10 protein-coding genes are annotated in these 19,495 nt (G+C 70.8%); 4 read left to right on the forward strand and 6 right to left on the reverse strand.

Translation table 11 applies throughout. The features are described 5' to 3' along the window. Positions 1 to 141: 141 nt before the first annotated feature. Entirely contained in the window at positions 142 to 831 is a 690-nt protein-coding gene (locus tag P8A20_RS13575) for a macro domain-containing protein (protein ID WP_147959191.1), read from the forward strand. A 135-nt stretch (positions 832 to 966) separates the two neighbouring features. On the opposite strand, the gene P8A20_RS13580 is transcribed toward P8A20_RS13575, so the two are convergent. The 4 genes from P8A20_RS13580 to P8A20_RS13595 are packed head-to-tail and all read right to left on the reverse strand — an operon-like array spanning position 967 to position 5,626. Then, the gene (locus P8A20_RS13580) at positions 967 to 2,016 is read right to left on the reverse strand and encodes a hypothetical protein (protein WP_147959190.1); all 1,050 of its coding nucleotides are present in this window, start codon (positions 2,014 to 2,016) and stop codon (positions 967 to 969) included. Positions 2,017 to 2,027: 11 nt separating this feature from the next. Next, the gene (locus tag P8A20_RS13585; protein WP_147959189.1) at positions 2,028 to 2,963 is read right to left on the reverse strand and encodes an N-acetylneuraminate synthase family protein; all 936 of its coding nucleotides are present in this window, start codon (positions 2,961 to 2,963) and stop codon (positions 2,028 to 2,030) included. A 12-nt stretch (positions 2,964 to 2,975) separates the two neighbouring features. Beyond that, positions 2,976 to 4,220 (reverse strand): acylneuraminate cytidylyltransferase, encoded by a 1,245-nt coding sequence (locus tag P8A20_RS13590; protein ID WP_306103575.1) that lies wholly within the window; start codon positions 4,218 to 4,220, stop codon positions 2,976 to 2,978. A 20-nt stretch (positions 4,221 to 4,240) separates the two neighbouring features. Further along, positions 4,241 to 5,626 (reverse strand): DUF6716 putative glycosyltransferase, encoded by a 1,386-nt coding sequence (locus tag P8A20_RS13595; protein ID WP_306103576.1) that lies wholly within the window; start codon positions 5,624 to 5,626, stop codon positions 4,241 to 4,243. A gap of 208 nt (positions 5,627 to 5,834) precedes the next feature. On the opposite strand from P8A20_RS13595, the gene P8A20_RS13600 reads away from it, so the two are divergent. From P8A20_RS13600 to P8A20_RS13610, 3 genes are all read left to right on the forward strand, one after another. Then, the gene (locus P8A20_RS13600) at positions 5,835 to 6,836 is read left to right on the forward strand and encodes a glycosyltransferase family 2 protein (RefSeq protein WP_306103577.1); all 1,002 of its coding nucleotides are present in this window, start codon (positions 5,835 to 5,837) and stop codon (positions 6,834 to 6,836) included. After that, the gene (locus tag P8A20_RS13605; protein WP_147959186.1) at positions 6,836 to 8,239 is read left to right on the forward strand and encodes a polysialyltransferase family glycosyltransferase; all 1,404 of its coding nucleotides are present in this window, start codon (positions 6,836 to 6,838) and stop codon (positions 8,237 to 8,239) included. The genes P8A20_RS13600 and P8A20_RS13605 overlap by 1 nt, the downstream gene beginning before the upstream one ends. 66 nt (positions 8,240 to 8,305) lie before the next feature. Continuing rightward, a complete protein-coding gene (locus P8A20_RS13610; RefSeq protein ID WP_306103578.1) occupies positions 8,306 to 9,454 on the forward strand; it encodes an acyltransferase family protein in 1,149 nt (382 codons plus the stop codon). 154 nt (positions 9,455 to 9,608) lie between these two features. On the opposite strand, the gene P8A20_RS13615 is transcribed toward P8A20_RS13610, so the two are convergent. Together P8A20_RS13615 and P8A20_RS13620 are read right to left on the reverse strand one after the other, a co-directional pair. Beyond that, a complete protein-coding gene (locus tag P8A20_RS13615) occupies positions 9,609 to 10,025 on the reverse strand; it encodes an Imm53 family immunity protein (protein ID WP_371934396.1) in 417 nt (138 codons plus the stop codon). Further along, a complete protein-coding gene (locus P8A20_RS13620) occupies positions 9,931 to 19,467 on the reverse strand; it encodes a LamG-like jellyroll fold domain-containing protein (RefSeq protein ID WP_306103580.1) in 9,537 nt (3,178 codons plus the stop codon). Before P8A20_RS13620 ends, P8A20_RS13615 begins: the two co-directional genes overlap by 95 nt. Positions 19,468 to 19,495: the final 28 nt, after the last annotated feature.

Here is a 19,495-nt window from a genome sequence, read left to right on the forward strand (position 1 = left end):
GCCGAGCCCCCGCGTGTGACGAGTTCTACACCTCGCCACTGACAGCGTGACGTCGCTCAACTCCGGCTCTCCGGGGCGCTGTCAGTGGTGCCCGATAGCGTTCTGAGCAGTGGAGGAGACACCTCTCGATCGGAGTGGACGATGACCGCGAACCGCTTGACGCAGCCGCCTCTCCGGGTGGTTCTGACCGACCTCGACGCGGGCGTCGTGGAGGCCTGGCGCGCCGCGTTCGCCGACACCCCGGACATCGAGATCCGCAAGGGGTCGATCCTCGACGAGAAGGCCGACGCGTGGGTGAACCCGACCAACTCCCGTGGGCGCATGGACGGTGGGACCGACGCGGCCGTCAAGCGGCACCTCGGTGCCGGCATCCAGCTGCGTGTCCAGCGCGCGATTCGCGACGGGTTCGGCGGAAACCTCCCCGTGGGGAGCGCGGTGTGCGTTCCGTCCGGAGCGGTCACGCCGAAGTTCCTCATACCGACGCCGACGATGCAGGAGTCCTCGCAGAACGTCAGCGGGACGCTCAATGTGGCTCTGGCCTGCGCCGCCGCGTTCCAGGCGATCCATCAGCAGAACGCGAGGACACCGGGCAGCATCGAGTCGGTGGCGCTGGTCGGCATGGGCGCTCGCACCGGCAGGGTCCCGGCGCGCGTGTGCGCCAATCTGATGTGGACGGGCTACACCCTGTTCAACGACCACCGGTTCGAGGACTTCGACGACCTGCGCAGCACGATCACCGCCCAGCTCGACGACCTGGAGGCCGCACCGGCCACACAGCGGGTCCGCATCGACCCGTCCAGGCGCGGTGCGAGTGGCGCACGGACGCGATGAACCGCATCGGTGGCCGGAGGACGGACGGCTCTCCGGAGCCTCCTCACCGAGCCCGGACGCACACCCGTCGTCCTGCCTGCCGTGGTGCGGCGCCGGGTCGCACCGCACCGTGCGTGGGCCGCCGGCGCCCGGTCCTCAGCCCTCCGTGACCGCGGTGACAGCCGTGGCCCGCCACGGCGCCAGACGGTGCACGTCCTTGGCCGTCTCCGTGACGCCGCTCAGGAAGCCCTGGGCCCGCGGTGACGCCGTGTCGCGGAGCCATTCCGGCGCTATGTCGCACACCGCGACCTTCACTCCCGTGCCCACCAGGGCCAGGGGAAGGGTGTGGACGACGGTGGACGGGAAGCTCAGGACCGTATGACCGATGGGGCCTCTGCGGGCGATGAGCTCCAGTGGCAGGTCGGGGCGGACTATCTCCAGGCCGGTGGCGGATTCCAGGGCGTGGAGCTTGTCCGCGGACTCTCGGCGGTGGGCGAAGTACCGCGTCGCGCCGTGGGCACGGGCCAGCGTGGCGACCGCTTCCTCGTACGGGACGGGGTCGATCACCCCCGTCTCCACCAGGGAGGTGCCGACCAGGTCCGCGCCCTTGGTGATGAGCGGCGGGCCGAAGCGCTCCCGGGTCCAGGCGAAGGTGTTCGCCGTGACCTCGATGCCGTCCGGGGCCTCCACCGGCATGGCGGTGAACACCTCGACCGTGCGGGACGCCGACGGGGTGAAGCTGCGGCGGGCCGCGGAGGTCACCGGGGCCAGGAGCAGCTCGCGCGGGCCCCCGCTCCCCCTGCGGTGCCACCTCACCAGGCGCTCGCCGCGTGCCAGTTGGGCGATGAACTCCATGGTGGCGGTGCCGTCGTCGACGACCGTGATCCGGCGGGCGCGGACCAGGCTGAGGAGCAGTTGCACATACCGGGAGAACGGGTCCCCGATGACGATGCGGTCGGCCTTGCGGATCAGGCCGGTCAGCGCCCGCAGGGCCTTGAGAGGCGCGCCGGTGTCCCCGCGCGCCTCCTGCCAGCGGACGGTGATGCCCTCGTCGCGGGCCAGCTCCGCCATCCTGCGCAGCTGTCCGCGCGACATCGGGTCGACCGGGGGGAGGACGACGATCGTCGTGTCGGTTCCTCCCCGGGTGTGGGTCCACTCCAGGACGTTCAGGAGCTGGACCGGGCTCTCGACGAAGGCGAGGTTCACCGGTCGGCCCGTCAGACCGCGACCGGCTCGGCGGCCGGCGCGTTCTCGCCCTCGGCGACGACGCCCGCGACCCGGCGGAGCTTCTTCATCGGGCCGAGCTCGGACTCGTAGACCTTCTTGACGCCGTCACCGAGGGACGCCTCGATGGTGCGGATGTCGCGGACGAGGCGGGTGAGACCCTGCGGCTCGACGGAGGCGGCCTGGTCGGAGCCCCACATGGCGCGGTCCAGGGTGATGTGACGCTCGACGAACGTGGCGCCCAGCGCGACGGCGGCGAGGGTCGTCTGCAGGCCGGTCTCGTGACCGCTGTAGCCGATCGGGACGTTCGGGAACTCCTGCTGAAGGGTGTTGATGACGCGCAGGTTGAGCTCCTCGGCCTTCGCGGGGTAGGTCGAGGTCGCGTGGCAGAGCAGGATGTTGTCGCTGCCGAGGACCTCGACCGCGTGACGGATCTGCTTCGGCGTCGACATGCCGGTGGAGAGGATGACCGTGCGGCCGGTGGCGCGCAGCGAGCGGAGCAGCTCGTCGTCCGTGAGGGAGGCGGAGGCGACCTTGTGGGCGGGGACGTCGAACTTCTCCAGGAAGGCGACGGCCTCGGTGTCCCACGGGGAGGCGAACCAGTCGATGCCGCGCTTCGCGCAGTGCTCGGCGATGGCGGTGTACTCGGCCTCGCCGAACTCGACGCGGTGGCGGTAGTCGATGTACGTCATCCGGCCCCAGGGGGTGTCGCGCTCGATGTCCCACTGGTCGCGCGGGGTGCAGATCTCCGGGGTGCGCTTCTGGAACTTGACGGCGTCGCAGCCGGCTTCGGCGGCCACGTCGATCAGCGCGAGGGCGTTGTCGAGGTCACCGTTGTGGTTGATGCCGATCTCGCCGGTGACGTACACGGGGTGGCCGGGGCCGGCGGTACGGGTGCCGAAGGTGCGCAGGCGGGAGGTGTTGCTCATGGTGGTGCTTCCTTACTTGGTGGGGGTCGCGGGGACTTCGGTGGAGGGGGTGAGCGTGGGGCCCAGGAGCCAGGCCGCGATCTCGCGGATGGCCCCGGAGCCACCGGGGTTGGTGGTCACGGCGCGCGCGGCGGCGCGTACCGAGTCGTGGGCGTTCGCCACGGCGACGGGCCAGCCCGCCAGGCCGAAGCAGGCCAGGTCGTTGACGTCGTTGCCGACGTAGAGCACGCGGTCGGGAGCGATGGACTGCTCCTCGCACCACTGCTTGAGCGCCAGGTCCTTGCGGTCGATGCCGTGCAGGACGGGGACCTGGAGTTTGCGGGCGCGGGCGGCGACGACCGGGTTCTGTTCCGTGGAGAGGATCAGGACCGGCAGGCCGGCCCGGCGCAGGGCGGCGGTCCCGAGACCGTCGCCCCGGTGCACGGCGACGATCTCGCGGCCGTCCGAGTCGATGAGGACGCGGTCGTCGGTCTGGGTGCCGTCGAAGTCGAGGACCACGGCGTCGACGTCCGCCCGGGTGGGGTAGGGCGAGGGGTCCAGGAGCGGTGCGAGGGCGCGGGCACGGGCCAGGTCGTGCGGATCGTCGATCTCCAGGACCCGGGCGGGGTCGGTCCGTACGAGCGCCGTGTGACCGAAGAAGCGGTGGCGGTGGGTACGGAAGCCCTCGACGTCCATGGCGTAGGCGGCGCCGGTCTCCAGGTAGTCCTGGGGCCGGTCCTGGCGGCGGGGGCGTACGGACTTGTCGTGGTTGACGCCGTAGGTGTCGTCCTCGACCGCGCTTCCGTCGCGCCACACGAAGCCGTGGAAGGGGGCCACGGTGACGGCGGTGTCGGCGCCGTCACGGGCGACCGCGGTGGCGACGCCGTCGATGTCCGCGCGGGTGATGAAGGGGCTCGTGCACTGGACCAGGAGCACCACGTCGGCCTTGCGGCCGTGGGCCGTCGCCTCGTAGGCGTGCAGGGCGTGCAGGACGGCGTCCTCGCTGGTCGCCGTGTCACCGGCGATGGCGGCGGGGCGCTGGACGCAGTGCAGCCGGGCGTCCTCCCCGAGCGCCTCCCCCGCCGCTCGGGCCGCCGCGGCGATCGCCGGGTCGTCGGTGGTGACGACGACGTCGGTGACCTCGGGCGAGGCGAGACAGGCGCGGACGGCGCGGGCGACGAGCGGTACGCCGCCGACCCGGGCGAGGTTCTTCGCGGGCACGCCCTTGGATCCGCCGCGGGCGGGGATCACGGCGAGCACGGTGGGGGACGGGGTCATGGTTGCTCCTGGATCGGTGGTCACAGCTCGCCCATCCGACGGATCACGGGGGCGACCCGCTGGACGCCGTGGCGGTAGGCGCCGCGCGCCGCGTTGCGTACGGTTTCGCGGACCGCGCCGCGGACCCGGCCCGTCTCCTTCGGCGTGACGGCGCCGGGAAGCGGGTGGCCGTCGGGGCCCAGGTGGTGGCGGGCGAGGATGCCGGGGAGGTATCCGGGCGCGGTGGCGGGTGTGTAGTAGGGGGCGAGGCGGGGAAGCGGCCCGGCGGCCAGCAGTGCCTGGACGCGGCCGCGGGCCGCGTCGTAGGCGGAGGCGTACGTGCCGTCGGCGGCGACACCCTGGCCGGCGAGCCACTCCTCGTCGGGCTCCGGGCGCATGCCGCCGTCGAGGTGGTCCCAGGACGTGATCAGGCCCGAGCCGACGAAGTGGTGGTTGCCGAGGGTCTCGCGGACACCGAGGTCGGAGAGGACCGCGGTCGGGATCCGCCGGTGCAGGGACTCCAGTGCGGCGGTCGAGGACACGGTGACCAGCAGGTCGGTGCGGTCCAGGACCTCGCCCATGTGTCCGTACACGAGGCTGAAGTTGGGCGGCAGGCCGCCGGGCAGGCGCTCCGTGAGCCGCTGGTAGGGGAGTTCCTCGATGTGTGTGGTGTGCTCCCCCGGCTTGGAGCGCAGTTTCAGCAGCACCTCGCGGCCGGGGTGCAGCCTGGCGTGCTCGACGAGCCGGCGCAGCAGATACATGCGGTCGGCGCGGGACGCCGGCACGGAGGGCTGGGCGGCGAACACGACGGTGTCGCGCCCCTCCTGCGCGCGGTGCGGTTCCCCGCCGAGGAACGGCAGGGCCGCCTCGGTGACGGACGACGCGTCGGCGCCGACGCCCTCGTACACGGCGCGGAAGCGCGCGGCGTCGTGGCGGGAGTTGGCGAGGACGACGTCCGCGCCGTGGCGCAGCAGGAGTCCGTCGGCGAGCTTCTCGTAGACGACTCCGACGTAGCCGGTGACGACGACGGGCCTGCGGGGCAGTTCGAGTGCGGCCAGGCCGTGCAGCATCGCCTGGACCGCGCCGCCGACGAGGGCGAGGACGACGACGTCGTACGCCTCGTCCCGCACCGTGTGCAGGAACTCTACGGCGGTCACCTCACGGACCCGGCCGGAGTCGACCCCGACCTCGCCGACCTCGGCGAGCTGGCGGGGTGTCGGTGTCGCCCGGCCGCGCAGCAGCAGCCCGCTGATCTCGACGGGACGCTCCGTCGCGCCGGACTCCGCGGCCCCTGAGAGACGGCGCGCGGTGAGCGCGCCCCATTTCCAGCGGGTGTCGGAGTCGGCGAGCACGGCTATGCGGAGGGCCGCACGGCCGGCTGTCGGGGTATCGGCCGGAGCGGCCGTTTCATCGGTACGGGGAGGCACGTCCAAGAAGCTAGGAAGGCATAACGAGGAGCGGCCCAACGCGGGGGCAACAGATGGTTAACAGCCCGCCGACGCTTGGGGATCGGTCCCTCCGAGGGCCTCTTCGGCCAGGTGGGGCGGGCAGGTTAACGGAGCCGACACGGCCCGTTCATCCCTTGTCCTTTCGGGGGACAAGCCGCATGACAGGCCGCCGCCTAGCGTGAAGCCCGTGGTTAAGCTCTCCGTCATCGTGCCGTTCTACAACGTGCAGACATACGCGCCCGACACCCTCAGAAGCCTGCGCGCGAACGCGCGTGAGGACTTCGAGTTCATCCTCGTCGACGACTGTTCCACGGACGGGACGTTCGACATCCTGCGCCGCGCGCGGGACGACATCCCCGGGGCGGTCGTGATCAGACACGAACAGAACGGCGGGCTCGCCACCGCGCGCAACACCGGTCTGGATGCCGCCACGGGTGAGTACCTCACCTTCCTGGACGGCGACGACTGGCTGGCTCCCGGCTACTACGAGCGGCTGCTCGCCGCCGCCGAGGACCTGGGGTGCGACTTCGTACGGGCCGACCACGTGCAGGTCACCGGCAGGGCCAGGACAGTGCACCGGGTGCCGCACGGGCTGCGGGGCGTTCCCTTCAGCCCGCGGGACGCCATCCTTCCGGCCGACCGCACCACGTCGGTGGACTACCCGTACGCCTGGGCCGGCATCTACCACCGCCGCCTCGTCGACCGCGGGCTGCTGCACTTCACCCACGGACTGCGGACCGCCGAGGACCGGCCGTGGATCTGGCGGCTGCACCGGGAGGCGGAGAGCTTCGCCGCGGTCGGCCTGCTCGGCGTGTTCTACCGGCGCGGTGTCGCCTCCTCGCTCACCCAGATCGGCGACGTGCGTCAGCTCGACTTCATCCGGGCCTTCGACCAGGTCATCGAGGAGACGGCGCGGGATCCCGAGGCGGACAGGCTGCTGCCGAAGGCCGTCCGTACCTACGCGGCCGTCATGGCGCACCACCTGGACTCCATCGAGCGGTTCGAACCGGCCGTCGCACGCAAGCTGCGCTCCATGAGCGCGGCGGCACTCCAGCGGCTCCCGCAGGACCTCCTCAACGACACCCTGGACTCGCTCGGTGACCAGCGGGCGGCGCGGCTCCGCCGAGTCCGACGCCGTCCGGTCCCCGCGGGGACCGCCCCCTCCGTCACCACAGGAGCCTCCACCTGATGTCCGGCCGCCGTTCCACCCAGCTCTTCTTCGCCTGCTCGCAGTACGCGGCCGCCACGGTCACCGCCGCGATCCGGGCGGGCCTGTTCGGCCCGCGCGACGAACACCGTCGGCTGCTGGTCGTCAGCGACACCTCCTACGCCCCGGAAGTGGGCACCCCGCTCGACCGGATGGACGGATTCGAGTGCCTGCGGCCCGAATTCGACACCGTGATCTCCTGGAACGACTTCATCAGCCCCTTCCACCCGGCGGGCTGGTTCCCGCGCGACCAGGACACCCTGCTCTGGGAGCGGTATCTGCGTCTGGCCTGGGACCTCGGTGACGGGCCGGTGGAGATCGCCTGCGAGTCCATCCAGGCGAATCCGTCCAGCGCCGTCGCGAAGATCTTCAGCGAGAGCCCCGTCCACGTCTACGCCGACGGGCTGATGAGTTACGGCCCGACGCGGAGCAAGATCGACCCGCTGATCGGCACCCGTGTCCAGCGGCTCCTCCACCTGGATCTGGTACCCGGCCTCAGGCCCCTGCTGCTGTCCGAGTTCGACGTCGCGCCCGAGATCGTCCCCACGGCCGAATTCCTCAAGGTGCTGTCAGAACTGTCCGATGCCGCACCGGCGTTCACCGCCCAGCGGGAACAGGACGCTCCGGCGCTGCTGCTCGGTCAGTACCTGTCGGCCATCGACGTCCTGACGCCCGCGGAGGAGGAGGACCTCCATGTACGGATGGTGCGCGGAGCCGTCGAGCTCGGACACCGCCGGATCGTCTTCAAGCCGCACCCCTCCGCGCCGGCCGGCTGGTCACGCGCGCTGGAGATGGAGGCGGAGCGACTGGGAGCAGAACTGACCGTCCTGGACGCTCCCGTCATCGCCGAGGTCGTCTATCAGCGGCTGAACCCGGCGCTCGTCGTCGGCGCGTTCTCGACGGCTCTGCTGACCGCCGCCTCCTTCTACGGCATCCCCGTCGCCCGGATCGGCACGGACACACTGCTCAGCGGTCTGACCCCGTACCAGAACAGCAACCGGGTACCGCTGACCATCGTCGACGCCCTGCTGCCCGATCTGGAGGACCCGGCGGAGGTCTCCGCGTGGGCCCTGCCGGACGAGAACGGCGTCCGGCGGGAGTTCACCGGACTGGTCACCGCCGTCGGCTTCGCGATGCAGCCGAAGATCTACCCGCAGCTGCGCCCGGCGGCCGAGGCGTTCCTGGCCCAGCAGTCCGCGTCCGGCCGGAACCGCTACTTCCGGCGCCGCCGTCTGACGGCACTCGCCCTGCCCGGAGCGCTGCCTCCTCAGTTCGACTTCCTCCCCCGTAACCCCACCGTGCGCAGGTTCGCACGGCAGGCCAGGACCTGGCAGCGTGCGGCGAGCCGCCGCCTGCCGGGGGCGGGCCGGGTCAACGGCAGCTGAAGTCACGCACGACCGTCCGTCTTCCCGGGGGGGGAAGACCGTGGAAGACGTGGAAGGACCACCGAAGTGACAAGCGCGCCGCCCCTGCCTGCCCAGGCACCGATCGACCGCCCGGAACCCCGCCCCGCCGAACGCGGGGGCCGCCTGCGTGCCCTGGACGGGCTGCGCATCCTGGCCGCCCTGATGGTCTGCCTGTACCACTACGCCGGCAAGAACGGCCCGGTGGCCGAGGCCTGGGGGCAGTCGCCGGCGCTGAAGTTCCCCACGCTGTCGTCGTTCGCGACGTACGGCAGTCTCGGGGTGCAGCTGTTCTTCATCATCAGCGGCTTCGTGATCTGCATGAGCAGCTGGGGCAGGGGCCCGGGGGACTTCTTCCGTTCCCGCGTCGCCCGTCTCTACCCCGCCTACTGGGCCGCGATCGTCATCATCACCGCTGCCGCGGTACTGCTGCCGGTGGTGGTCCGGCCGCTGCCGTTGAACGAGCTCCTCGTCAACTTCACCATGCTGCAGCAGCCGATGGGGGTGGACCGGGTACTCGGGGTGTGCTGGACCCTCTGGGTGGAGATGCGGTTCTACCTGCTCTTCGCCGTGTTCGTGGTCTGGCGGGGTGTGACCTACCGCCGGGTGGTCGTCTTCTGCATCGGCTGGATCTTCGCGTCCGTGTTCGCCCGGGTCGTCCAGAGCCCGCTCACCGACGTCCTGGTGATGCGGGACCATGCCCCGTACTTCATCGGCGGCCTGGCCCTCTATCTGATCCACCGCTACGGCAGCGACCTGCTGCTGTGGGGCATCGTGCTGACCAGTTGGCTCCTCGGCCAGCGTTACTCGGTCACGGCCCTCTGGCACCCCGGCATGGAGGGCGACTTCGTACGTTCCCCGTACGTCATCCAGGCGATCGTGACGCTGGCGTTCGTCGCGGTGGCCGCGGTGGCCACGGGCCGGCTCGGCTGGGCGAACTGGCGCTGGCTGACGGTCGCCGGCGCGCTCACCTACCCGTTCTACCTGCTGCACGAACATCTGGGCTGGTTCGCGATCCGCATCATGAACCGCGCGCTGCACCTGCCGCCGCAGGTGACGGTGGTCGCGGCGGTGGCGTCCATGCTCGTCCTGGCCTACCTGCTGCACCGCTTCGTGGAGAAGCCGTTCGGCCCCCGGCTGAAGCGGGCGATGGCGGCCCAGGCGGCGAAGGTCCGGCTGCGGGAGCGGGTGGGCTGAGGGCCGGAGCGGAGCCGGGGAACGCGGCACCCGCTGCGGCCGTACACGGACCACAGCCACTCGCAGGGCGTCGGTTACCGCCCGACGGTGTTCACGTCCGCCCCCCGGCCGCCCGGACCTGCCCTGCACCCACGGTCCTCGGCGCAGGCATCTCTCAGAGCGAAGGCTCTCCGGAGCCAGGAGCGGTTCGTCCGGCCAGCTCCTCGAAGAACGCGTCCACCTCGTGGAGGGAGAGTGGGTCGCAGGCCGCGTGGAAGACGGTTCCGTCGTTCCAAGCGATCATCCACCCTCCCCCTGGAAGATCGCGCCTCACGCGTTCCACGTTCGCGCTCTCCATGTCCGTCTCGCTCACGTCGATCTCGATGTGCCACCCGGGATTGTCCGTCGTGGCCATTCTGATGCCGTATTCGTGCTCCCATTCCCCGTCGCAGTTGGATGCGTACCAGGATGGGATGAAACGCATTCCCTGATGCCCTTCAGGAGCATCCGAGGGGCTTTTCCCAGTCTTCGGGTGCACGCGCGTCGCCGCCGTTCGGTGAGTTGATGTGAGGGGTCGGCACGACTGTGCCATCCGCGTTCGTGTGCTCCGGCCCTTCCAGGTCGAACCGCTTCACGGGTTCGAACGGAGCCGGGTTGCGGGGATTCGTCTGCGGAGCCCACTCGGCGTACTTCTTGATTCGTCCCGTGTCGCCGTGGCGGACGAACGTCGTGTGCGGCCCTTCAGCATCGTAGTTGGGTCGCTGCCCGGGCTTCCGCCCCATATTGTGAACGAGGACGCTTTTGTCACCCGCAGCCACGTAGTACGTGTGGACGCTGTCCACCGAGAGGTTGAAGACCCGCTCCGAGCGCGTGGAGTCGGCGACCTTCGTCACCTGGACCCATGAACCGCCGCCCGTCCGCAGGTACTGGCCCGCTTCGAGTTCGCCGGCGGTGGCCCACTCGCCGAGGGAGGGCGCCCAGAAGGAGTGACCGACGGTCGCGGTGATGACGTCCGTGGCGTCCCCCCGGTCGCCGTCCGTGTCGACCGTCAGATGGACCAGGTGCTTGAGGCCCTCGCCCCTGATCGTGGCCGTGACCTCCTCGTCGGAGGTCTTCCCCGTCGTCGGGTCGGTCGCCTGGACCTCGTCCCCCGCCTCGACCTCCTCGATCGGTCTGCGGGAGCCGTCGGCCATCACCACCTCGGTGCCGGCGACGAAGCTGTTGCCGATGGCGTCCGCGGCCATGCTCGTGCAGGAGACGGCCGTCTCGACGCGGTCGACCGCCGTCTCGACCTGCTCCAGCTTGTCGGCGGCCTTCCCGATGTCGTCCGCGTACTTCGCGGCCTTCGACATCATCCGCCCGGCCTTCGCCGCACGGACCACGCCCGCGCCCGCGCCTCCGAGGACCAGTCCGCCGACGGTGGCCGCGGCCCAGGCACACGCCTCCATGTCGCCCGTGGTGACGCAGGCCTTGATGTCGTTGAAGCCGGTGACCTCACCGACGAAGTTGCCGACGTCCTTGACGCCCTCCCACACCGCGCCCCAGTCGGCGGCGTCCTTGACCGTCTCGACGACCGCCCCGACCTGCTGGGCCACCGCGTCACGGAGCGCGTCGGTCGCCTTCGCGACGTCCTGGATCACGTCCGCCGCGGCGTTGACCAGCATCGCCGGAAGGTTGGGATCGGCCGTGACGATCGCGACGCCGATCGTGATCAGCGGTTTCATCGCGGCGGTGATGGCCGGTATCGGATTGTGCTTCGCCACCTGGGCGGCGAACTGTCTGGCCTTCTTGGTGACCGCCGCTCTCGCCGCGTGGTACGCCTGTCTGGCCTGTGCGGCCTTCTCTCTCGCCCACTCGCGCGTCTGCTTCTCGGCGGACCGGTAGATCTTCTTCCCGTAGTCGACGATCGTCTTGAGGCCGGACTTCCGGTAGAGGTAGTTGACCGCCCTCCCCGCGAAGTCGAGGGCCTTGCTGAGGGCGGCACGGGGGTTGCGGACCGCGTAGACGACCGCGTCCTTGACCCTCTTGGCGGTCTTGTACGCCTTCTTCACGTACTTGTTGTTCTTGATCTTCTTTATGACCTTCGAGCAGAACCCGCAGCTCGGCCAGTGCCCGTCAGGGTCGCTGTAGTCCATGGGCGATCCGGCGCCGTAGGTGTACCGGTTGGCCAGGATCGAGCTGCCGGAGGCGTAGGTGTAGGAGTCGCGCGAATCGAACGCCCCGGTGCCCGGGTCGTACCAGCGGGCTCCCATGTTGACCTGGTCGGTGTCCGGGTCGGTCCAGTCGCCCTGGTAGCCGGCGTTGCCGGTGGTGTCGCCGGCCGTCTCCCCGAAGGGGTCGTAGACCGTGGACGCCGTCAGGGCGGAGGCCGTACCGTCGGTCGCCGACATGTCCCCGACGACGTCGCCGTGTTTGTCGGTGACGGTCAGCTGCGCGTCTCCGGTGCCCTCCAGGACGGAGAGGATCTCGTCCGAGGCCCCGCGCCCGTAGGTGGAGTTGTTGTCCTTGACCGGGTCAGGCGTGAGACCGGCGTAACTGAAGTCCGCGCCGTTGCGGGACGCGACGCGGTCCAGCGAGTCGTAGGTGTACTCGGTACCCGACTCACCCGCCGTCGTCATCCGGTCGAAGGCGTCGAAGGCGAACTCCTCGGTCAGGCCCGAGCTGGTCCGGGAGGCGAGGGTGCCGCGGGCCGTGTGGTCGTAGGTGTAGTCCCCGTCCGACAGCAGCCGGTTGCGCTCGTCGAAGGTGGCGGCCTTCTCACCGTTCCCGGTCCTGTTCCCGCTGTCGTCCCAGCCGTACTCGGTGGTGGTGCCCTCGCTGGTCCAGGAGGTCAGCCGGCCGGCGTCGTCGTAGCCGTAGGTGTTCTCACCCGCGTCGGCCGTACCGGCGGTCTTCTTGCTGGTCAGGTGGTCGTCGCTGTCGTAGCCGTAATCGGTCGAGGCGATGGGCGCACCGGTGGACGTGGACACCGTGTCGGTGTCCAGGCGGCCCAGTTCGTCGTACGTGAACTCGCGTGACTGGCCCGCACCGTAGTCGATCCGATCGACCGCGCCCGAACTGTCGTACCCGTAGTTCTGGGTGCTGCCCGTGAGCGGGTCGGTCGCGGAGGTCAGCTGCCGGCTGGTCCAGCCGAAGCTCGCCGTACCGGCCGCGTCCGTGCGGGAGACGAGCAGGCCGTCGCTGTTGTACGCGTAGGTGGCGTCCCCCGAGGGGCCGGCCGCCTCGAGCAGCGCACCGCGGTCGTCGTACGTGTACGTGTTGTCGCCCCCGGGCGCGGACGCCCGGGTGAGGCGGCCGGCCGCGTCGTACCGGAACGTCCTGGCCGCGGTCTCGGACTCTGCGCCGCTGCCGGTCTCCCCCACGAGCAGCCCGGCCCGGTCGTAGGTGCGTTCCCGGACGACTCCGCCCGGGGCCACGACCTTCACCGGCAGGCCTCCCACGTCGTACGAAGTGGTCCAGGTACGGTCCGCGAGGCCCGGGTCCCTCTCCGTGGCGGGTTCGGTCACGGACTCGGTCAGGCCGAGCGTGTTGAGCGTGTACAGCGTCGCGTTGCCCCGCCCGTCGGTGTAGCGGGTGCGGTTGCCGAGCGCGTCGTAACCGAAGGACGTGGTGATCGACTTCTCGTCGGTCACCGGTTCGCGCTGGCTCGTGAGCCGGCCCAGGGCGTCGTACTCGTAGCTGGTGACGCCGCCCAGCGGGTCGGTGGCCGAGGTCAGGTTGCCGCCGGCGTCGTATCCGTAGGTGACCTCGCGGATCGGGCTGTTGGTGGCGTCGAGGTCGGAGTCCTCGACGAGCCGGCCCAGGGTGTCGTACGTCTTGGCCGAGGTGCGTCCCTGGCCGTCGGTGGTGCGGACCTCACGTCCGCTCATGTCGTAGCCGAGGTGGCTGACCACGTTGCCCGGATCGGTGGCCCGGACCAGCTGTCCGAGCCCGTCGTACACGAAGGTGCTGTCGCCGCCGCCGGGCAGGGTCTGCCGGACGACGTTGCCCGCGTCGTCATAGGTGTTGCGGGTCGTGAACGCCCCCGGCTGTGGCTTGCGTTCGATCTCCGTGCTCGTGACCGGCCGGTCCAGGTCGTCGTAGGTCGTCTCCGCCCGCGCGCCCGTCGGGTCGGTGACCGACAGGAGCTGACCGGTGCGGGTGTACGTGTACGACCACTCGCCGCGTTCGTCGTCCTGGCCGACGGGCACCTTCTTCGAGGTGAGCCTGTTCTGCCGGTCGTAGGTGTAGCTGGTGACGGCGCCGCGCGGGTCGGTGGACTCCACCGTGTTGCCCAGGGCGTCGTAGGCGTAGCCGACACGGGGGGTGACGGCCCGTGCGGCGCCCGGCGCCAGGTAGTCGGGAGCGGTCGCGGTGGATGTCCGGCCCAGCCGGTCGTAGGTGGTGCGGTTGACGTTGCCGAGCGCGTCGACGGACTCGGTGACCGCCCCGAAGGTGTCGTACCCGGTGTAGGTGGTGGGGCGGGACATGGTCGGGGTGGAGGCGGCGGTCTCCGTCAGCACCTCCGGCGCGGTGGTGGACAGCGGCCGGCCGATCTCGTCGTAGGCGTAGTCCGTCCGGTTGCCGCCCGGGTCGGTCACGGACGACACCAGGCCGCGCTGGTCGTAGTCGTAGACGGTGGTCCGGCTCTCGGTGACGCCCTGGACGGTCTCCTGCTCGGCGTTGCCGGCGTCGTCGTAGGTGTAGCGGACGGTCTCCGGCGTCGCGTTGACCGGCCACGGCACGTTGGAGGCGGCGCCGCCGCTGGCGACGGTCTGCACGTTTCCGGCGAGGTCGTAGGTGTACGTGGTGCGGCGGGCCAGGCCGTCGGGGTCGGTGACCTCCGACGTGGTGCGGCCGACCGAGTCGTAGGTGTACGCGGTGACGAGTCTGCCGTTGTTGCCCTTCTCCTCCAGGAGGTTGCCCGCGCCGTCGTAGGTGTTGGCCGACACGACGATGTCCCGCGTGCTGCCGTCGGGGTCGTGGAAGTCCTCCAGCGTCACCGACTTGACCAGGTCGTCGCCGTAGTACCCGTAGGCGATGGTGCGGCCCATCGCGTCGGTGTGCCGGGCGACGCGGCCGGCCATGTCGTACGCGTACGACTGCAGGACCGTGTAGTCGTCGTCCCCGCCGTCGTCGTCCCAGTCGCGCAGCCGGGCTTCGGCCATCGAGCTGCGCGCGGTGTAGGCGTAGTCGAAGTGGTTGCCGTTGGCGTCGACCATCGACGCGCGGTTGCCGAGCGCGTCGTAGGTGTAGGCCGTCTCGCTGCCCTCCGCGTCGGTCACCGTCACCGGACGCCCGTGCTCGTCGTTCTCGAACGTCATGGAGCGCGGCTCGTCTCCCCCGAGCACGTCGCTGACCTCGGTGCCGACGACGTTGCCGTCGGCGTCGTACGAGGTGGTCGTGCGCTGCTGGTGCTTCCGCAGGGTGACGACGTTGGTGGTGGCCGGTTCGGTGGTGGAGACGGTGCGGTTCAGCGCGTCGTAGGTGATGGTCACGGTCTCGCCGGCGGGCCGGGAGTCGGAGACGGTGGTCTCGGTCAGCTTGCGGCCGATCGCGTCGTACGTGAACGAGGTGACCAGGCCGGAGGGTTCGGTGATCTGTGCCAGGTCGCCGCTGCTGAAGTACCGGTAGCGGGTGACCTTGCTCCGCGGGTCGGTCGACGTCAGCGGCAGACCGGTGGGCGTGTTGCCGCCGCCGACCGCGGGCTCGGCCCCCGTCGTGTACGTGTTCCTGACGGTGCCGTTGTCCGGGGAGACCTGCTGGGTGAGCAGACCGCGGGCGTCGTACTTGTACTGCGTGCGGAAGCGGTTGTCCGTGGGGCCGGTGGAGCGGCCGTCCCGTGTCTCGGACGGCTGGTCGGCCCGCAGGTCCAGGTCGCCGGAGGGCGTGGGGTACGTGGTCCAGGCGGTCTGGCAGTCGTCCTTGGCCCGGCACGTGGTCCGGCTGATCACGTTGGAGCGGTCGTCGTAGCCGAGGGTGACCTTGTCACCGGTCTCGCTGACGACACCGGTCTGGTTGCCCTTGTCGTCGTACTCGTAGCTCTGGATCGCGACGCCTTCGACGGGGTGCCGGATGAAGTCCGGCTCACTGCCGCCGTCGCCGGGCGGGTTGGTGCAGAACGACGGGTCCCCCGGGTCCGGTTCGGTGCAGATCTGCTCCGGCGGGTCCTCCGGGCCGGGGGACTCCCCCGGCTCCGGCACGCCCAGCCCCAACGGCGTGCCGTAGCGCAGCATCTGGCCGGTCAGGCCGTCGTACTCGTAGAAGTACGGGGAGTCCGCCGGGTCGTGGACCTCGACCGTGCGGCGGAGGTCCTCGTCGTTGCCGAAGACTGCGGGCCGGCCGATCTTCCAGGTCCCGCCGTTGCTGTCGGTGTACTCCTCGACCCGGTCCCGGGAGACGTCGTACGACACCTCCGAGGCCTTGCGGCCGGAGGGCAGCGTCGTCCCGGTCAGCACGTCCGCGGTGCGGGTGGCCTCGCGGTAGTGGCCGGCGGCCGCCTCGGCTCCCAGCGGGTGGTGGTAGACGGCCACCTCGTCGATGGTGCCGTTGAAGGAGCGCGCTCCGGTGGTGCCCCAGCCCGGCCAGGAGGCCGGGGTCGAGGCGTGGGCCGCTCCGATCTGGTTGTGGGTGAGCTCGCCGGCGACCGGCTGCTTGCCCGTGAGGGTCCCGGACAGCTTCCCGTCGAGGTACAGGGACTGTGTGGAGCCGGACAGGGAGAGCACGGCGTGGTGCCACTGGCCGTCGTTGACGTTCTTGGTGATGTCCGTGATCGGGGACACCGATCCCGTCCAGAACTGGCCGCGCAGCTTCCCGTCGTTGCCGACGTACAGGGCGGGCACACCGACGCCCGGTGCCGTGCCCAGGGCCTTGTCCTGATAACCGATCAGCGGGCCGCCGGTCCCCGCGGCGATGGTCTTGAACCACACCTCGACCGCGGTGTCACGGCTGCGCTTGAGGGTCCCGGCCGGCAGGTCCACACGTGAGCTGGTGCCGTTGAACCTGGCCGCCGTGGACGTGTCACCGCTCAGCGCCCCGCCCTGGGCGAGCGTCACGTCCTTGTAGGTGCCCCGGTCCTTGCCGAGGTTCGTCTCCTTGGCGCTCCCGGCCGCGGTGCCCTCGTCCTCACCCAGCCGCCAGTACGACTCGGGACGGGCGTCGAGCACCCCGGTGGCGTAGTGGCTGCCCTTCCCGTAGCCGTACCGGGTGCATCCGCCGAGCGGGTCGCAGACGCTGTCGAGCACATCGCCGGTGTAGCCGTACGTCCACGTCCGGGCCGCCGCGCCGACGGCGGTGGTGGAGACCCCGGTGACGTGGGAACCGGTCCAGGTGAAGGTCATGGTCCGGCCGCTACGGGCGTGGCGGGCGCTCTGCAGCTTGCCCGACGACCACGTGTAGTTGACGACGTTCGAGGACGCGTCGGTGATCCTGACGAGCAGACCGCCGGTGGAGAAGTCGTAGGTGGTCCCCGACTTGTCCTGGAAGGCGTAGGTGTTGGCGGTGGCGTCGTACGTGAGCTTGGCGTAGCGGCCCGGCGGCGGGGCGAAGGTGCCGTCGGCGTTCCTGCCGAACCGGACGTCCTGGCCGTCGGGGTAGCGGAGCACGACATTGCCGCTGCCGTCGTTGTCAGGGGTGATCCTCATGTCGTACCGGGTGGTCCAGCCCGCGCCGAACGCGAGGTCGCGCCGGGGGTCGAGGCTGTTGTACGTACGGACGAGTGTGAGGGCGGGGCCGACGGCGCTGATCGAGGCGTCGACGGCCGAGGTGGTGAAGTTGCCGACGTTCGGATCGAACTCCTGGCCCTGTGCCTGGGACAGCCGCGAGGTGATCTCGGGCTGCGGGACCGCCGCGATCAGGGCGACCTGGGCGGTGGGCACCTCGTTGGACGCGTCCTTGACGAAGCCCCGCCACAGATAGGTCGTGCCCCATTTCAGGCGTCCGGCCGGTACCGGGTAGGCAGAGGCCGTCTGGTACGCGGAGGTGGTGCACGCGACGGGCTTGCCGTCCTTGTCCGCCTCGCAGATCTCGTACTTGTACTGGAGGGACGACCCGGGCAGGGCATCGATGTCGACACCGCTCGCCCACAGCTGCGGGGTCAGGGTCTGTGCCTGGTATCCGTTGGGCGGGAACTGCTCCTTGACCACGGGGGCGATGTCGAAGACCTGGAGGGTGAGCCTTCCGGGCGGCACCTGTTCGTCCGTGAACACCTTGCCGCCGGTGCGGACCATGGTGAAGTCCAGCATGTACGCGCCCGGTGGCAGGGCCTTGATCGTCGCCTCCACCGTGGCCGTGGACCCACGCGCCACATTGCCGCCCAGGTTGGCGGTGCGCTGCTGCGTGACCAGGTGGCCCTTGGCGTCGTAGGCCCGGTAGGCGAGGTAGTAGGTGCTCGGTGTCCAGGTCTCCGCACCCTTGTTGGTGACCTTGACCTTGACCTTGCCGGCCTGGTTCTGGAGGACCGGCGGGTCGGGGACGGGGCTCGGGAAGGAGTAGGTGGCGCTGTACGGGGAGTGCGTGACGAAGAGCTTCGGCGGGTTGGCGGTGGCGTGCCCGGTGAACCTCTTGAACGCGAGGGTGTCCGTGGGTGAGGCGCGCAGCGACAGGCCGTAGTTCGGCTGGGTGCCGTCGACCCAGCGCTGGACCAGGTCGCGGCCGCCCTTGCCGAGGTCGAGGAGCGCACCGGCGGTGGGACAGGCCGAGCTGGACGCCCCGAGGGCGACGTGGCCGTAGGCGAACGACCTGGAGGTGAGCGCGCCGGCCACCGAAGGCCCGGGGTAGGCCGTGCCTGTGCCTTCTGTCCAGGAGCCGGTGACCGGGTGGACGGAGACCGCCCGGGGTCGGCACGATCCCGAGTCGTAGTTCACGACCTGGAGCTGGGCGCCGAAGATGCGGTGGTGGCTCAGCTCCTCGTCGAGTCCCGGGAAGCCGAGGAAGGAGTACGTCGCACCGGTCGTGCTCCTGCCGACCTGGAGCTCGCTCGACCCGACGACGGACGGCCCGCCGTCCCGCACGTACATCGAGGTCGAGGCGGAGGTGGCGTCGACGGAGGGGTCGAGCCGCACCGGGTAGGCGCGGCCGGGTTCGGCGAGCCAGGCGGCGTCCGCGCTCACCCGGAGCGTCTGCCGGCCGCCGTCCTCCCGCAGTTCGTACCGCACGGCCCGGGAGGTCGCGCCTGCTGCGTCCTCCATGAAGCCGGCCGGGATGACCGCCTTCGTGCGGCCCTCGGTGTCCGCGAGGACGACCGCGCCGTCCTCGGTGCGGGCCGTCAGGCCCTGGAGTGCGAGGGGAAAGTCGAACTGCGTGGGGGCTTCGGCAGACCGCAGAACGATCGTTTCCTTGACCCCGCCCGCCTGGGAGTCGAGCCACAGGTCGGTGTCCGGCAGGACCTGCTCGTAGGTGACACGGCTGCCCTCCGCCTTCCCCGCGGCCGCCCCGGCGCCGTCGAGTGCGTAACCGAAGCGCTCGCCGGAGGCGAGGGTGAGGGTGACGAGCCGCTCGTCGTCCGCCCGGTCCGCGAGGTCGAGGCCGACGGCGTCGGCCCTGTTGGTCCAGCCGCCGTCCTGTTCGGCGAGTCCGGTCCGGATGGGCTGCCAGGTCCCTTCCCTGTCGCGGTAGTTGACGGGCGAGGTGGACACCTCGCTGGTGAGGGTGCCGTCCTCGTTGGCGTACGTGCGGCTGTGCGCGTCGCGTTCGGCGACGATCTCCTCGCTGGTGTCCGGGTCGAAACCCTCCACTTCCGGCGTGGGTGCCGTGGTGACCTTCACGGCGTTGGGGCGGGCGGAAGGACGTGCCGCCGGCGGCGGGGTGACCGGGTACTCGGCGCGCAGCGTCCGCGGCGCCCGGGTGTTGGCCCCGGCGTCGGCCTCGTGGCTGCGCCCTTCCGCGCTGCCCCAGCGCTGCCCGGGGCCCTCGGCCGCGGGGAGCCGTTCGGGGAAGAGCGGGAAACCCGCCCCCGCCACGGCCACCGCGCCCACCGCGAACGTCACGAGCAGGGCCAGGGCCACGGTCCTGCCCCACAGACCCCGCACCAGTCGGGGCATCAGGAAGCCGCGCACGATTTTCTGGTACGACAGCACGGATCCC

The organism is Streptomyces sp. Alt3 (genome assembly GCF_030719215.1).
Taxonomy (GTDB): domain Bacteria; phylum Actinomycetota; class Actinomycetes; order Streptomycetales; family Streptomycetaceae; genus Streptomyces; species Streptomyces glycanivorans.

What these genes read in the sequence shown, in the direction of transcription:
- P8A20_RS13575 (WP_147959191.1), top strand. Translation starts at nt 142, where the DNA reads ATGACCGCGAACCGCTTGACGCAGCCGCCTCTCCGGGTGGTTCTGACC.
- P8A20_RS13605 (WP_147959186.1), top strand. Translation starts at nt 6,836, where the DNA reads ATGTCCGGCCGCCGTTCCACCCAGCTCTTCTTCGCCTGCTCGCAGTAC.
- P8A20_RS13585 (WP_147959189.1), bottom strand. Translation starts at nt 2,963, where the DNA reads ATGAGCAACACCTCCCGCCTGCGCACCTTCGGCACCCGTACCGCCGGC.
- P8A20_RS13615 (WP_371934396.1), bottom strand. Translation starts at nt 10,025, where the DNA reads ATGGCACAGTCGTGCCGACCCCTCACATCAACTCACCGAACGGCGGCG.
- P8A20_RS13590 (WP_306103575.1), bottom strand. Translation starts at nt 4,220, where the DNA reads ATGACCCCGTCCCCCACCGTGCTCGCCGTGATCCCCGCCCGCGGCGGA.